We start from the raw sequence: 13,299 nt of genomic DNA, 5'->3' as shown, positions 1-13,299 counted from the left end.
GTCTCGCGGTCGTGCGGGTGTCAGTCCTTGATCTCGCAGATCGCGGCGCCCGACGTGACGGACGCGCCGACCTCCGCGCCCAGGCCCTTGATGGTGCCGGACTTGTGGGCGTTGAGGGGCTGCTCCATCTTCATGGCCTCCAGGACGACGATCAGGTCGCCTTCCTTGACTTCCTGGCCCTCCTCCACGGCGATCTTGACGATGGTGCCCTGCATCGGCGAGGCGAGGGTGTCGCCGGAGGCCGCCGGGCCCGACTTCTTGGCAGCCCGGCGCTTCGGCTTTGCGCCGGCCGCCAGGCCGGTGCGGGCCAGGGACATGCCCAGCGAGGACGGGAGGGAGACCTCCAGGCGCTTGCCGCCGACCTCGACGACGACCGTCTCACGGCCCGCGTCCTCGTCCGCCTCCGCGTCGGCGGGGGCGGTGAAGGGCTTGATCTCGTTGACGAACTCGGTCTCGATCCAGCGGGTGTGGACCGTGAACGGGTCGGCCGAGCCGGTCAGTTCCGGTGCGAAGGCCGGGTCCTTCACGACCGCGCGGTGGAACGGGATGGCGGTGGCCATGCCCTCGACCTGGAACTCCTCCAGGGCGCGCGCGGCCCGCTGGAGGGCCTCCTTGCGGGTGCGGCCGGTGACGATCAGCTTGGCCAGCAGGGAGTCCCACGCCGGGCCGATCACCGAGCCGGACTCGACGCCCGCGTCCAGGCGGACGCCGGGGCCGGTCGGCGGGGCGAAGCTGGTCACGGTGCCGGGGGCGGGGAGGAAGCCCCGGCCCGGGTCCTCGCCGTTGATGCGGAACTCGAAGGAGTGGCCGCGCAGCTCCGGGTCGCCGTAGCCGAGCTCCTCGCCGTCGGCGATGCGGAACATCTCGCGGACCAGGTCGATGCCCGCGACCTCCTCGGTGACCGGGTGCTCCACCTGGAGGCGGGTGTTGACCTCGAGGAAGGAGATCGTGCCGTCGAGGCCGACCAGGAACTCGACGGTGCCGGCGCCGACGTAGCCGGCCTCCTTCAGGATCGCCTTGGAGGCGGAGTACAGCTCGGCCATCTGGGCGTCGGAGAGGAACGGCGCGGGGGCCTCCTCGACGAGCTTCTGGTGGCGGCGCTGGAGGGAGCAGTCGCGGGTGGAGACCACGACCACGTTGCCGTGCTGGTCGGCCAGGCACTGCGTCTCCACGTGGCGGGGCTTGTCGAGGTAGCGCTCGACGAAGCACTCGCCGCGGCCGAACGCGGCCACCGCCTCCCGCACGGCGGAGTCGTACAGCTCGGGCACCTCTTCGAGGGTGCGGGCGACCTTGAGGCCGCGTCCGCCACCGCCGAAGGCGGCCTTGATCGCGATCGGCAGGCCGTGCTCCTTGGCGAAGGCCACGACCTCCTCCGCGCCCGAGACCGGGTCCGGGGTGCCCGCGACCAGCGGCGCGCCGGCCCGCTGGGCGATGTGGCGGGCGGCGACCTTGTCACCCAGGTCGCGGATGGCCTGCGGGGGCGGGCCGATCCAGATCAGACCCGCGTCCAGGACCGCCTGCGCGAACTCGGCGTTCTCGGAGAGAAAGCCGTAGCCGGGGTGGATGGCGTCCGCGCCCGACTCGCTCGCTGCCTTCAGTACCTTGGCGATGTCCAGGTAGCTGCCGGCGGGGGTGTCACCACCCAGGGCGAACGCCTCATCAGCGGCGCGGACATGCAGAGCGTCCCGGTCCGGGTCCGCGTAGACGGCCACGCTCGCGATCCCGGCGTCCCGGCAGGCCCGGGCCACGCGGACAGCGATTTCGCCACGGTTGGCGATGAGCACCTTGCGCACGATTGAGGCTCCCTCCTTGAAACAAGCCGAGTTTAGGGACTGCCGACACGGCACTTCGACCCGTCCCCAATGGTGAGCTTGCCCACACGGAGCGTGATTCGAGGCTCGCTCGACCCGCGAAATCCCTTGTCTGTCCTTGATACACAGGACTCCTCCGGGAAACCCTAGCCCTCCTATGTGGTCAAGGTCTCTGTGAGAGCGTGCCGCGCGCCACTCCGTTTCTTTGTGGAGTCCCTACGAATGGCCCAATGATTCTTTGCCCGTGGCAGACCTCTTGTCGCGAGGTTTACCCGTTAGTAGCGTTCGCGATGTCTCGAACGTACTTGGGGTAACAGCTGTCGGATGCGGCAGCGGTCGAAAGTGGGTGGGGACCGGTGGCAGTGCGCAGGCCGGTGGCGTGGATCGTGGCGCTCGTGCTCTTCGTGGAGGCACTCGGCGTCGCGGCGCTGAACTGGTTCCTGGGAATCGTCGTCGACCGGCAGGACATGTCCCTGGCCGGTCTCGACCCGGACATGATGTCCCTGTCCTCGAAGATCGGTGGAGTCGTCTTCGGGCTCTACTTCGCGCTGTGCGGGCTGGTCGCGCTGCTCGTGGCGCTGCGCAACCGCCCGCCCGCCGGGCTCGGCCGGGTCCTGCTGATCAGCGTGGCCGTGGTGCACGGGCTGCTCGGCGCCGTCACCTGGGGGCTGGTGGGCCCGGAGGCCTTCCTGTTCGTGATCGTCGTGCTCGGCCTCGTCGTCCTGCTGCTGATGACCTACGACGTCCGCGAGGAGCCCGCGCCCGGGCAGCCCGGGGACGGCAAGGGCGACGGCGACGGCTCCCCGGTCAGCCCTCCGCCGGCGCCCACAACTCCGTGATGCCGACCCCGAGTTCGGAGAGCAGTCGGCGTACGAGGGGCAGGCTGATGCCGATCACGTTCCCGTGGTCGCCGTCGATGCCGTCGATGAACGGGGCCGAGCGGCCGTCCAGGGTGAAGGCCCCGGCGACGTACAGGGGCTCGCCGGAGGCCACGTAGGCCGCGATCTCCTCGTCGGTCGGCTCGCCGAAGCGGACGACGGTGGAGGCGGTGGCCGAGACGTGGCGGCCGGAGGCGGTGTCCCAGACGCAGTGGCCGGTCTGCAGCGTGCCCGCCCGGCCGCGCATCGCCTTCCAGCGGGCGGTGGCCTCCTCGGCGTCCGCCGGCTTTCCGAGGGCCTGTCCGTCCAGGTCGAGCACCGAGTCGCAGCCGATCACCAGGGCGCCGTGCACCTCGGGCTTGGCGGCCACGACGGAGGCCTTGGCCTCGGCGAGCGCGAGGGCGAGCTCGGCCGGGGTGGGCGCGCTGACGGCGTCCTCGTCGACGCCGCTGACGAGGACCTCGGGGTCGAGTCCGGCCTGGCGCAGCAGCCCGAGCCGGGCCGGGGACTGGGAGGCGAGGACGAGGCGCCTGCGACGCTGAGGAGTCATGGGGTCAGGTTAGCCACCCGGGTGGCGCGGGCTCACCTCGGACCGATCACGATCATCGCGAGAATCATGGCCGCCGCCAGGAAGACGCTCAGCCGCCGCAGCATGGCCTGCATGTCGCGCAGTTCCTTGGGCGGCTCGTTCTTGGGGTCGGACCACAGCATGCCCCTAAGCGTGGGGCTTGGCGGAGGGGCGGCGCTTGAGTACGGGTACTCAAATCGGGGCGCGGGGTTTCAGTGCTGTGCGCCCACGCGGCGGAGCCGCATATCGACACAGCCCCGCGCCCCTGGGTGGGCTGTTCCTAGCTCGGCCAGTAGGTCCGGCCCCACGACGCCGGGCCTGGCTGGGGCAGGTGGTGGCCTGCGATCCGAGACGGGTCGGACCATGCGTCGCGTGGGCCCTGTGCGCCGGGCGGCCCTGTTTCTGCCGTCGCGGCGCGGGCTCGGACCACCGCCAGGGCGGCGGCCAGCTCCTCCGGGGTGGGGTTGCCCCGTACGACCTTGATCACGCCGGGCTCCTTAGAGGGGGATGTTGCCGTGCTTCTTCGGAGGGAGGGATTCCCGCTTGGTGCGCAGCTGACGCAGGCCGCGGACGATGTGGCGGCGGGTGTCGGACGGCATGATCACCGCGTCGACGTAGCCGCGTTCGGCCGCGACGTAGGGGTTGAGGAGGGCGTCCTCGTACTCCTGGATCAGGCGGGCGCGGGTGGCCTCGACGTCGTCACCCGCCTCGGCGATGGTGCGGCGGTGCAGGATGTTGACCGCGCCCTGCGCGCCCATGACGGCGATCTGGGCGGTGGGCCAGGCCAGGTTGAGGTCGGCGCCCAGGTGCTTGGAGCCCATGACGTCGTAGGCGCCGCCGAAGGCCTTGCGGGTGATGACCGTGATGAGCGGGACCGTGGCCTCGGCGTAGGCGTAGATGAGCTTGGCGCCGCGGCGGATGATGCCGTCGTGCTCCTGGTCGACGCCCGGGAGGAAGCCGGGGACGTCCACGAAGGTGAGGACGGGCACGTTGAAGGCGTCGCAGGTGCGCACGAAGCGGGCCGCCTTCTCGGAGGCGGTGATGTCCAGGCAGCCGGCGAACTGCATCGGCTGGTTGGCGACGATGCCGACCGGACGGCCCTCGACCCGGCCGAAACCGGTGAGGATGTTCGGCGCGAACAGCGGCTGGGTCTCGAAGAACTCGGCGTCGTCGAGGACGTGCTCGATGACGGTGTGCATGTCGTACGGCTGGTTCGCCGAGTCCGGGACGATCACGTCCAGCTCGCGGTCCTCGTCCGTGACGGCGAGGTCGGCCTCCTCCGGGAAGGCCGGGGGCTCGGAGAGGTTGTTGGACGGCAGGTACGACAGCAGCTGCTTGACGTACTCGATGGCGTCCTTCTCGTCGCCCGCCATGTGGTGGGCCACGCCCGAGGTGGAGTTGTGGGTGCGGGCGCCGCCCAGCTCCTCGAAGCCGACGTCCTCGCCGGTGACCGTCTTGATGACGTCGGGGCCGGTGATGAACATGTGGCTGGTCTGGTCGACCATCACCGTGAAGTCGGTGATCGCCGGGGAGTAGACCGCGCCGCCCGCGCACGGGCCGACGACCAGGCTGATCTGCGGGATCACGCCCGAGGCGTGGGTGTTGCGGCGGAAGATCTCGCCGTACGCGCCGAGCGAGGCCACGCCCTCCTGGATGCGGGCGCCGCCCGAGTCGTTGATGCCGATGACCGGGCAGCCGGTCTTCAGCGCGAAGTCCATGACCTTGACGATCTTCTGGCCGTAGACCTCGCCGAGGGCCCCGCCGAAGACGGTGAAGTCCTGGGAGAAGACGGCGACCGGGCGGCCGTCGACCGTGCCGTAGCCGGTGACCACGCCGTCGCCGTAGGGGCGGTTGGCGTCCAGGCCGAAGTTGGTGGAGCGGTGCCGGGCGAACTCGTCCAGCTCGACGAAGGAACCCTCGTCGAGAAGGAGGTCGATGCGCTCCCGGGCCGTCAGCTTGCCCTTGGCGTGCTGCTTCTCGACGGCGCGTTCCGAACCGGCGTGCGTCGCTTCCTCGATACGGCGCCTCAGGTCCGCGAGCTTGCCCGCGGTCGTGTGGATGTCGGGCTGCTGCTCTTCCGGCTCGGACATCGGGATGCGGCTCCCTGCCTGCTCAAAAGGGGGGACGGTTACTCATCCGTAGAGTAATAGGGGGCCTTGCGATCGGCAGTGCGGTGTTTCCCACACCTAGTGTGGGTTGCATGACGCCCCGAGATGCCTCCGAACCCTCCCACAGCCGCTGGTCCGACCTGGACCGGCCGCCCCTCAACACCACCGCGCTGCGCCGGGGGCTGGTACGGGAGGGAGGGCTGTGGCGGCAGGTGGAGGTGGTGCAGAGCACCGGCTCCACCAACTCCGACCTCGTGGCCCGTGCCGCCGCGGGGAAGGCGGACGAGGGGACCGTCCTCGTCGCCGAGGAGCAGACCGCCGCGCGGGGCCGCCTGGACCGGCAGTGGACGGCGCCGGCCCGCTCCGGCCTCTTCTTCTCCGTACTGCTGCGGCCCGCCGAGGTGCCCGTGGCCCGCTGGGGCTGGCTGCCGCTGCTCACCGGCGTCGCGGTGGCCACGGGGCTGTCCCGGGCCGCGGGTGTCGATACGGCCCTGAAGTGGCCCAACGACCTGCTGGTGACCGTCGGCGACGAGGAACGCAAGGCCGGCGGCATCCTCGCCGAGCGGGCGGGCGACGACGGGGTGGTCATCGGCGTCGGCATCAACGTCACCCTGCGGGCCGACGAACTGCCGGTGCCCCGGGCCGGGTCGCTGGCGCTGGCCGGCGCCGTGCGCACGGACCGCGATCCGCTGCTGCGGCAGGTGCTGCGGTCGCTGGAGGACTGGTACGGGAAGTGGCGGGAGGCCGGGGGCGACCCGGCGGTGAGCGGGCTGCAGGAGACGTACGCGGCGGGGTGCGCGACGCTCGGGCGGATGGTGCGGGCGGAGCTGCCGGGGGAGCGGTCGCTGGTGGGGGAGGCGGTGGCCGTGGACGGGGACGGGCGGCTGGTGCTGGCCACGGAGGCGGGGGTGCAGGAGCCGGTGGGGGCGGGGGACATCGTGCACTTGCGGTTGGCGTGACCTGTGCCGGGGCGTTGGGGTGCGGCTGGGGGTGTCGCAGCCAGGCGGTGCGGGGTGCCTCCCCCACTCTCGGCTTCGCTCGAGTGAAGGGACCCCCACCGCCCACCCGTGCCGCCCCCGGGGGTACCTCCCAGGCCGTTCAGGCACTGGGGGAGGCACGACTGCCCGCAGGCTGCCGCAGGCTCGCGGGAGTGAGCTGGGGCACACCTGACGTAAAGTTGGGGCCGGTCGAACCTGACCGCGGCAGATCGGAAGGGCAGCAGGCGTGACCGTCGACGACACGGGCTCCGGCGCGGACGGGGACGGCCGGGTGGACCCCGAGCCCGCCCCGGACGCCGCCGACTCCGGCGAGGACCCGCTCGCACTGCGCCTGGAAGGGCTCATCCTGGGCGCCGAGCGCCGGTACACCCCCTTCCAGGCCGCCCGCAGCGCGGGCGTCTCCATGGAGCTGGCCTCCCGTTTCTGGCGGGCGATGGGCTTCGCCGACATCGGCCAGGCCAAGGCGCTCACCGAGGCGGACGTCCTCGCCCTGCGGCGGCTGGCCGGTCTGGTGGAGGCGGGGCTGCTCAGCGAGGCGATGGCCGTGCAGGTGGCGCGGTCCACCGGGCAGACCACCGCCCGGTTGGCGGAGTGGCAGATCGACTCCTTCCTGGAGGGGCTGACCGAGCCGCCCGAGCCCGGCATGACGCGCACCGAGGTGACGTACCCGATCGTCGAGCTGCTCCTGCCCGAGCTGCAGGAGTTCCTGGTCTACGTCTGGCGGCGCCAGCTCGCCGCCTCGGCCGGCCGGGTCGTCCAGGCCGGTGACGACGAGGAGATGGTGGACCGGCGTCTCGCCGTCGGCTTCGCCGACCTGGTCGGCTTCACCCGGCTGACCCGCCGGATGGAGGAGGAGGAGCTCGGCGAGCTGGTCGAGGCCTTCGAGACCACCGCCGCCGACCTGGTGGCCGCGCGCGGCGGACGCCTGATCAAGACCCTCGGCGACGAGGTGCTGTACGCCGCCGACGACGCCGGTACGGCCGCCGAGATCGCGTTGCTCCTCGTCGAGACCATGGCGAACGACGAGACCATGCCGGAACTGCGCGTCGGCATAGCCTTCGGCACGGTGACCACCCGGATGGGCGACGTCTTCGGCACGACCGTCAACCTGGCCTCCCGGCTCACCTCCATAGCCCCCCGCGACGCCGTCCTGGTCGACGCCGCCCTCGCGGAGGAGCTGATCCGCACGCGGGACGCCCCGGCCTCGGAGGCCGCCGCGGCCGAGGAGGCCGCCACCGCGGAGAAGGAGGGCGAGGAGCCGCCCACGTACCGCTTCGCGCTTCAGCCGATGTGGCAGCGGCCGGTGCGTGGTCTCGGCGTGGTCGAGCCCTGGCTGCTGACGCGACGGGGCGGCGGCGAGGAGTCGTAGCGGGTCAGCCCTCGTCGGCGAGCAGGTCCACGCACAGGCCGACCACCGGCACGCACAGTCCGGGGCGGTCCGGGTCCGGGGTGTCCGGGGCGGGCGCCGACGGCGTACCGCGTCGTGGTGGCGGGGTGGGGGCGGGGTCCGGGGCGGGGGTGTCGGACCGCGGTGGGCGTGGCGCGTCGGGTGAGTGCGGCGGCTGCGGTGACGGCGGTGTCGACTGTGGAGTGCGGGGGCCCGGCGCCCCCTCGCGGGGGTCCGGGGCGTCGGGGAGGGGCGTCGTCGAGGCAGTGGCGGAATGCGCGGCTGGGGAACCGCCCGGGGAGAGCCCCGGTATGAGGTTCCGCCCGTCCGTCCCCGGAGATCCGCTCAGCCCGCCCATGGCGGAAGTGGCCGACGGGCTCACCTCGGGCCGGCCCGCGGTGCTCGCGGCGGCGGGTGTCGCCCGGTCCGTCGCGGTCTCCCGCTTCCCGCCCGTCTCCACGCGTGGCCCTGCCTCGGTGCCGAAGCCGTCCGCGTCGCCGCCACCGGGGCCGGGCGCCAGACGTACGAGGCCCAGGGCGCCGGCCGCCAGGGCGAGGCCACCCGCGGCGAGCAGCACCTTGCGGGGGCGGGGCCGGCGGTGTCGGCCGCGGTGACTCCACGGGTGCCGCGGCTTCGACGGTGTGCCGCTCGTGTCACTCGTGCCGCTGGTGTCACTCGTGCCGGTCGCGTCGCTCGTGCCGGTCGTCGTCATGATCCCTCCCCGGTGCGCACGCGCCCCCCGCTGCGCCATGGCGGGGCGACGCTACGCGCTGCCGTCGGCCGGTGTGCGGTGGTTGGCGGGATGTCACTCGAACGGGTAAGCGGGGCGAAGTGGGGGGCGAGCGCGTCCGGCCTTTCGCCGCGTCGGTCCACCTGCGATGATCGGGCGGTCGAGTTGTTAACCCGCGTTAACCGGAGGGCGTCATGAGCGAGGAGCGGTTCGGAGAGTTCGTCCTGGTGCGACGGCACGGGGACGGGCATGTCGCGGAGCTCGCCCTCGACCGGCCGAAGGCGATGAACGCCGTCTCGACCGCGATGGCCCGGTCCATCGGCGCGGCGTGCGCGGCGCTGGGCGAGGACCGTGACGTACGGGTGGTGGTGCTGACCTCGACCCACGAGCGGGCGTTCTGCGTCGGGGCCGACCTGAAGGAACGCAACTCCTTCTCCGACGCCGATCTGCTGCGCCAGCGGCCGGTGACCCGGGGCGCGTACACCGCGGTGCTGGAACTGCCCGTGCCGACGGTCGCGGCCGTGCACGGGTTCGCGCTGGGCGGCGGCTTCGAGCTGGCGCTGTCCTGCGACGTGATCGTGGCCGACCGTACGGCCGTGGTGGGGCTGCCCGAGGTGTCCGTCGGGGTGATTCCGGGCGGTGGCGGTACGCAGCTGCTGCCGCGGCGGGTGGGCGCGGCGCGCGCCGCCGAGCTGGTGTTCACGGCGCGGCGGGTGGAGGCCGGGGAGGCGCGCGAGATCGGGCTCGTGGACCAGCTGGTGGAGGAGGGACGCGACCGGGAGGAGGCGCTGGACCTCGCCGCCCGGATGGCCGCGAACTCGCCCGTGGGGCTGCGCGCGGCCAAGCGGGCGCTGCGGCTCGGGCACGGGCTGGATCTGCGGGCCGGTCTGGAGGTCGAGGACGCGGCGTGGCGTTCGGTGGCGTTCTCCGGGGACCGGGCGGAGGGGGTGGCGGCGTTCAACGAGAAGCGGGCGCCGCGGTGGCCGGGGGAGTAGGGGGCCGCAGCTCACAGAGGGTTCAGCAGGGCGCGCAGTCCCCGGCGGGCCGCCCGCCCGCCTCCGCGCAAACGGCCCAACCGCCGGAGGCTCGTGTCCACCTTCTTCATAAATCTCCCTAGCCTGGAGTGATGGGTGAGGACGCACGGCTCACGGCCGTCGTGGCGTTGGCGCAGGGCATGGCCGCCGCGCACAGCTCGCGTGAGGCGTGGCGTGCGGCGGCCGTCGGCGCGTGCCTCGCGCTGGGCGGCAGCTTCGCCGCGCTGTCCGTGTGGGAGCGCGAGCTGGGCCGGCTCCGGGTCCTGGTGAACGTCGGCCGGCGCGCCGAGGACGAGGAGGAGTTCCCCGAGGACGAGTCCTACCCGGTGCACCAGTTCGCGGAGATCACCGAGTTCCTGCACGAGCGCTGGGCCGGTGGCGGTGAGCCCGACGCCTGGGTCGAGACGGCCCAGGGGCCCGCGACGGGGCGTCCCGGGTACGTGCATCAGCGCGTCGCCGCCCTGCGCCGCCGGGGCCGCGGCTGCTGCGTGGTCGCGCCGATCGTGCTGCACGGCCGCGCCTGGGGCGAGCTGTACGTGGCCCGCCCGGTGGGGGAGCGGGTCTTCGAGCGGGCCGACGCCGACTTCGCCACCGTACTGGCCGCGGTCGTCGCCGCCGGGATCGCGCAGACCGAGCGGCTGGAGGAGGTCCGGCGCCTCGCGTACACCGACGCGCTGACCGGGCTGGCCAACCGCCGTGCCGTCGACGCGGCGCTGGACGAGGCCGTCGAGCGGCACCGCAAGGAGGAGGTCGTCGTCAGTCTCGTCGTGTGCGATCTGAACGGTCTCAAGCGGGTGAACGACACGCACGGGCATGCGGTGGGGGACCGGCTCCTGGAGCGGTTCGGGTCGGTGCTGTCGCTGTGCGGGGCGATGGTGCCGGGGGCGCTGGCGGCGCGGCTCGGCGGGGACGAGTTCTGCCTGCTCGCGGTCGGGCCGCCCGCCGACGAGGTGGTCGGGGCGGCCGAGGAGCTGTGCCGCCGGGCGGCCGTGCTGGAGCTCGGCGACGGTGTGGCCTGCGGGGTCGCGTCCACGCAGGATCCGGTCGGGCCGGTGCGCTCGGCCCGCCGGCTGTTCCGGCTCGCCGACGCTGCGCAGTACCGCGCCAAGGCCGAACGGGCGGCCCGGCCGGTCGTCGCCGGCCGTGAGGGGCCGGACGACCCCGTCGTACGGCTGGCGGACGAGCCCGCCCGGGAGGGGGACGGGGAGCGCAGGCGGTTCCGCGGGCGGCATTCCCCTTGACGTCGCTCGGTAAGGGGCGCCACCGGCGCGCATCTGTGACGTACTCCCTCGTGACATCATCGAATTCACTGCGTACGCTCCTGAATATGAATATGCACACTGTGGTGGTGGGGACGTCCGGGGTCACCGCGTCCGACGTTCTCGCCGTGGCGCGGGACGGCGCCCGGATCGAACTCTCCGACGACGCGGTCGCCGCCCTGGCCGCGGCGCGCGGGATCGTGGACGCGCTGGCCGCCAAGCCGGACCCCGTGTACGGCGTGAGCACCGGCTTCGGCGCCCTGGCGACCCGGCACATCAGCCCCGACCTGCGGGGCCGGCTGCAGCGGAACATCGTCCGTTCGCACGCCGCCGGGATGGGACCGCGCGTCGAGCGCGAGGTGGTGCGCGCGCTGATGTTCCTGCGGCTGAAGACCGTCTGTTCCGGGCACACCGGCGTCCGGCCCGAGGTCGCGCAGACCATGGCCGACGTGCTCAACGCCGGGATCACCCCGGTCGTGCACGAGTACGGCTCCCTCGGCTGCTCCGGCGACCTCGCGCCGCTCTCCCACTGCGCGCTCACCCTCATGGGCGAAGGGGAGGCCGAGGGCCCCGACGGCACCGTACGGCCGGCCGGCGAGCTGCTCACCGCCCACGGGATCGCCCCCGTCGAGCTGCGCGAGAAGGAGGGCCTCGCCCTCCTCAACGGCACCGACGGCATGCTGGGCATGCTGATCATGGCCCTCGCCGACCTCGACACCCTCTACAAGTCCGCCGACGTCACCGCCGCGCTGACCATGGAGGCCCTGCTCGGCACCGACAAGGTGCTCGCCCCCGAACTGCACGCCATCCGCCCGCACCCGGGGCAGGCCGCCAGCGCAGCCAACATGCTCGCCGTGCTCAAGGGATCGGGTCTGACCGGGCACCACCAGGACGACGCCCCCCGCGTCCAGGACGCCTACTCGGTGCGCTGCGCCCCGCAGGTCGCCGGCGCCGGTCGCGACACCATGGCCCACGCGGGTCTCGTCGCAGAGCGCGAGCTGGCCGCGGCCGTGGACAACCCGGTCGTGCTGCCCGACGGACGCGTCGAGTCCAACGGCAACTTCCACGGCGCTCCGGTCGCCTACGTCCTGGACTTCCTCGCCGTGGCCGTGGCCGACCTCGGCTCCATCGCCGAGCGCCGCACCGACCGGCTGCTGGACAAGAACCGCAGCCACGGTCTGCCGCCGTTCCTCGCCGACGACGCCGGCGTCGACTCCGGGCTGATGATCGCGCAGTACACGCAGGCCGCGCTGGTGAGCGAGCTCAAGCGGCTCGCCGTACCGGCCTCGGCGGACTCGATCCCGTCCTCCGCGATGCAGGAGGACCACGTGTCGATGGGCTGGTCGGCGGCGCGCAAGCTGCGCACGGCCGTCGACAACCTCACCCGCGTGATCGCCGTCGAGCTGTACGCCGCCACCCGCGCCATCCAGCTCCGCGAGGGCCTCACCCCGGCCCCGGCCTCGCAGGCCGTCATCGACGCCGTACGGGCGGCCGGCGTCGAGGGCCCCGGGCCGGACCGCTTCCTGGCGCCCGACCTCGCCGCGGCGGACGCGTTCGTGCGCGCCGGGCACCTGGTCGCGGCGGCGGAGACGGTCACCGGGCCGCTGCGGTGACGGTCACCGGTCCGCTGCCGTAACCCGAGGGGTCCCGTCGGAAGGACGGGGCCCCTCTGTGCTGCCTCGGGACGGTCAAAAAAGCCAAAAGAACGTCAAGCGCGCTCAAAAATCGAGGCGTTCCCGGCGCACCGAGTACCCGACGAAGCCGACGCCGAGTCCGAGGCAGAGGGCGCCGCCGACGACGTACGGCGTGCTGTCGAAGCTTCCGGTGTCGGCCAGCCGGGTCGTGCCGTCGGCGGTGTCCCCTGTGCCCGTGGACACGGCTCTGGCCTGCTCGGTGACCTGCGGGGACGAGGTCGCGGCGGCGGTCCTGAGCGCCGGTGCGTCGGGCGTCGCGTTGGCGGACGGGACGAACCACAGGGCGCACAGCAGGCCGCCCGCGGCGGCGGCGGTCAGCAACGGACGGCGAGCGGATGACACGGAATATCGATCCCCTTGTGGCGCTGGCGAATTGGCCGTGTGGGCTGATGTTAGTGAAAATCGCGGGTCACAGGAAAGTCACGGGAGCGGTCGGCCTTACGCTCCGGGCATGAGCACTCCAGAGACATCACGTTATGTACGGATTCGCGTCGAGCTGGTCCTCGCGGTCGACGACGAGGAGGCCGTCACCGGGTTCGCGCTCCAGTCGCTGGCCGACGACACCGACCTGCCCGACGCGGAACGGGCGCACGCCGAGCAGGCTGTGACGGAGGACACCGCCGAGGCCCTGGCCCACCTCGTGGACCCGTTCGACCTGGTCAGTGCGGTGCCCGGGATCGAACTCCAGCAGGCGTCCTGGAGCAGTGAGCGGATCGACTACGACCCCGACTCGCCCGAATGGGACCTCGACGAGGATGATGACGACGAGAACGACCCGGAAGACGATGAAATGAGGGTCGGCTGACGCCGTGTGGGGAAAAACGTGACCCCG

General features: G+C 72.7%; 14 protein-coding genes. 7 read left to right on the top strand and 7 right to left on the bottom strand.

What is annotated here, in order from left to right; all coding sequences use genetic code 11:
* Nucleotides 1-20 precede the first annotated feature (20 nt).
* Nucleotides 21-1,793 carry an acetyl/propionyl/methylcrotonyl-CoA carboxylase subunit alpha gene (locus ACIGO6_RS20395; protein ID WP_399878031.1) on the bottom strand — a complete coding sequence of 591 codons (1,773 nt, stop codon included), beginning with the start codon at nt 1,791-1,793 and terminating at the stop codon, nt 21-23.
* A gap of 374 nt (nt 1,794-2,167) precedes the next feature.
* Here ACIGO6_RS20395 and ACIGO6_RS20390 point away from each other — a divergent pair, with 374 nt between their 5' ends.
* On the top strand, nt 2,168-2,650 hold the full coding sequence (locus ACIGO6_RS20390) for a hypothetical protein (RefSeq protein WP_399878029.1): 483 nt from the start codon (nt 2,168-2,170) through the stop codon (nt 2,648-2,650).
* Here ACIGO6_RS20390 and ACIGO6_RS20385 read toward each other — a convergent pair.
* The 4 genes from ACIGO6_RS20385 to ACIGO6_RS20370 all read right to left on the bottom strand — a co-directional run bounded on the left by ACIGO6_RS20385 (nt 2,619) and on the right by ACIGO6_RS20370 (nt 5,347).
* Nucleotides 2,619-3,239, bottom strand: a complete 621-nt coding sequence (locus tag ACIGO6_RS20385; RefSeq protein ID WP_399878026.1) for a Maf family protein — start codon at nt 3,237-3,239, stop codon at nt 2,619-2,621. The two genes, ACIGO6_RS20390 and ACIGO6_RS20385, sit on opposite strands and share 32 nt — an antisense overlap.
* 32 nt (nt 3,240-3,271) lie before the next feature.
* Nucleotides 3,272-3,400: a morphogenic membrane protein MmpB gene (mmpB, locus tag ACIGO6_RS20380; RefSeq protein WP_399878024.1), complete on the bottom strand. Its 129-nt coding sequence runs from the start codon at nt 3,398-3,400 to the stop codon at nt 3,272-3,274.
* A gap of 137 nt (nt 3,401-3,537) precedes the next feature.
* Complete coding sequence (locus tag ACIGO6_RS20375; RefSeq protein WP_399878021.1) at nt 3,538-3,744, bottom strand: acyl-CoA carboxylase epsilon subunit; 207 nt, start codon at nt 3,742-3,744, stop codon at nt 3,538-3,540.
* Between the two features lie 10 nt (nt 3,745-3,754).
* The gene (locus ACIGO6_RS20370) at nt 3,755-5,347 is read right to left on the bottom strand and encodes an acyl-CoA carboxylase subunit beta (RefSeq protein WP_399878018.1); all 1,593 of its coding nucleotides are present in this window, start codon (nt 5,345-5,347) and stop codon (nt 3,755-3,757) included.
* 110 nt (nt 5,348-5,457) lie between these two features.
* Here ACIGO6_RS20370 and ACIGO6_RS20365 point away from each other — a divergent pair, with 110 nt between their 5' ends.
* On the top strand, nt 5,458-6,324 hold the full coding sequence (locus ACIGO6_RS20365; protein WP_399878015.1) for a biotin--[acetyl-CoA-carboxylase] ligase: 867 nt from the start codon (nt 5,458-5,460) through the stop codon (nt 6,322-6,324).
* A gap of 265 nt (nt 6,325-6,589) precedes the next feature.
* On the top strand, nt 6,590-7,732 hold the full coding sequence (locus tag ACIGO6_RS20360) for an adenylate/guanylate cyclase domain-containing protein (RefSeq protein WP_399878013.1): 1,143 nt from the start codon (nt 6,590-6,592) through the stop codon (nt 7,730-7,732).
* Nucleotides 7,733-7,736: 4 nt separating this feature from the next.
* Here ACIGO6_RS20360 and ACIGO6_RS20355 read toward each other — a convergent pair whose 3' ends face one another.
* Entirely contained in the window at nt 7,737-8,462 is a 726-nt protein-coding gene (locus ACIGO6_RS20355; RefSeq protein ID WP_399878010.1) for a hypothetical protein, read from the bottom strand.
* Between the two features lie 212 nt (nt 8,463-8,674).
* Between ACIGO6_RS20355 and ACIGO6_RS20350 the strand changes: the two genes are divergently transcribed.
* The 3 genes from ACIGO6_RS20350 (at nt 8,675) to hutH (ending at nt 12,386) form a co-directional block, all read left to right on the top strand.
* Complete coding sequence (locus tag ACIGO6_RS20350; protein WP_399878008.1) at nt 8,675-9,475, top strand: enoyl-CoA hydratase/isomerase family protein; 801 nt, start codon at nt 8,675-8,677, stop codon at nt 9,473-9,475.
* A 131-nt stretch (nt 9,476-9,606) separates the two neighbouring features.
* A complete protein-coding gene (locus tag ACIGO6_RS20345; RefSeq protein WP_399878005.1) occupies nt 9,607-10,755 on the top strand; it encodes a diguanylate cyclase domain-containing protein in 1,149 nt (382 codons plus the stop codon).
* A gap of 92 nt (nt 10,756-10,847) precedes the next feature.
* A complete protein-coding gene (gene hutH, locus ACIGO6_RS20340; RefSeq protein ID WP_399878201.1) occupies nt 10,848-12,386 on the top strand; it encodes a histidine ammonia-lyase in 1,539 nt (512 codons plus the stop codon).
* A gap of 105 nt (nt 12,387-12,491) precedes the next feature.
* Here the strand turns inward: hutH and ACIGO6_RS20335 are convergent, their stop codons facing one another.
* Nucleotides 12,492-12,809: a hypothetical protein gene (locus tag ACIGO6_RS20335; RefSeq protein WP_399878003.1), complete on the bottom strand. Its 318-nt coding sequence runs from the start codon at nt 12,807-12,809 to the stop codon at nt 12,492-12,494.
* 109 nt (nt 12,810-12,918) lie between these two features.
* On the opposite strand from ACIGO6_RS20335, the gene ACIGO6_RS20330 reads away from it, so the two are divergent.
* The gene (locus tag ACIGO6_RS20330; RefSeq protein ID WP_399878001.1) at nt 12,919-13,272 is read left to right on the top strand and encodes a hypothetical protein; all 354 of its coding nucleotides are present in this window, start codon (nt 12,919-12,921) and stop codon (nt 13,270-13,272) included.
* Nucleotides 13,273-13,299 lie beyond the last annotated feature (27 nt).

The sequence above is a fragment of the Streptomyces sp. NPDC053750 genome, assembly GCF_044544295.1.
In the GTDB taxonomy this organism is placed as follows: domain Bacteria; phylum Actinomycetota; class Actinomycetes; order Streptomycetales; family Streptomycetaceae; genus Streptomyces.
Note: the sequence above shows the minus strand (reverse complement) of the source record. Positions and strands in the feature narration are given on the sequence as shown.

What these genes read in the sequence shown, in the direction of transcription:
- ACIGO6_RS20385 (WP_399878026.1), bottom strand. Translation starts at nt 3,239, where the DNA reads ATGACTCCTCAGCGTCGCAGGCGCCTCGTCCTCGCCTCCCAGTCCCCG.
- mmpB (WP_399878024.1), bottom strand. Translation starts at nt 3,400, where the DNA reads ATGCTGTGGTCCGACCCCAAGAACGAGCCGCCCAAGGAACTGCGCGAC.
- ACIGO6_RS20370 (WP_399878018.1), bottom strand. Translation starts at nt 5,347, where the DNA reads ATGTCCGAGCCGGAAGAGCAGCAGCCCGACATCCACACGACCGCGGGC.
- ACIGO6_RS20365 (WP_399878015.1), top strand. Translation starts at nt 5,458, where the DNA reads ATGACGCCCCGAGATGCCTCCGAACCCTCCCACAGCCGCTGGTCCGAC.
- ACIGO6_RS20355 (WP_399878010.1), bottom strand. Translation starts at nt 8,462, where the DNA reads ATGACGACGACCGGCACGAGCGACGCGACCGGCACGAGTGACACCAGC.
- ACIGO6_RS20350 (WP_399878008.1), top strand. Translation starts at nt 8,675, where the DNA reads ATGAGCGAGGAGCGGTTCGGAGAGTTCGTCCTGGTGCGACGGCACGGG.
- ACIGO6_RS20345 (WP_399878005.1), top strand. Translation starts at nt 9,607, where the DNA reads ATGGGTGAGGACGCACGGCTCACGGCCGTCGTGGCGTTGGCGCAGGGC.
- hutH (WP_399878201.1), top strand. Translation starts at nt 10,848, where the DNA reads ATGCACACTGTGGTGGTGGGGACGTCCGGGGTCACCGCGTCCGACGTT.
- ACIGO6_RS20330 (WP_399878001.1), top strand. Translation starts at nt 12,919, where the DNA reads ATGAGCACTCCAGAGACATCACGTTATGTACGGATTCGCGTCGAGCTG.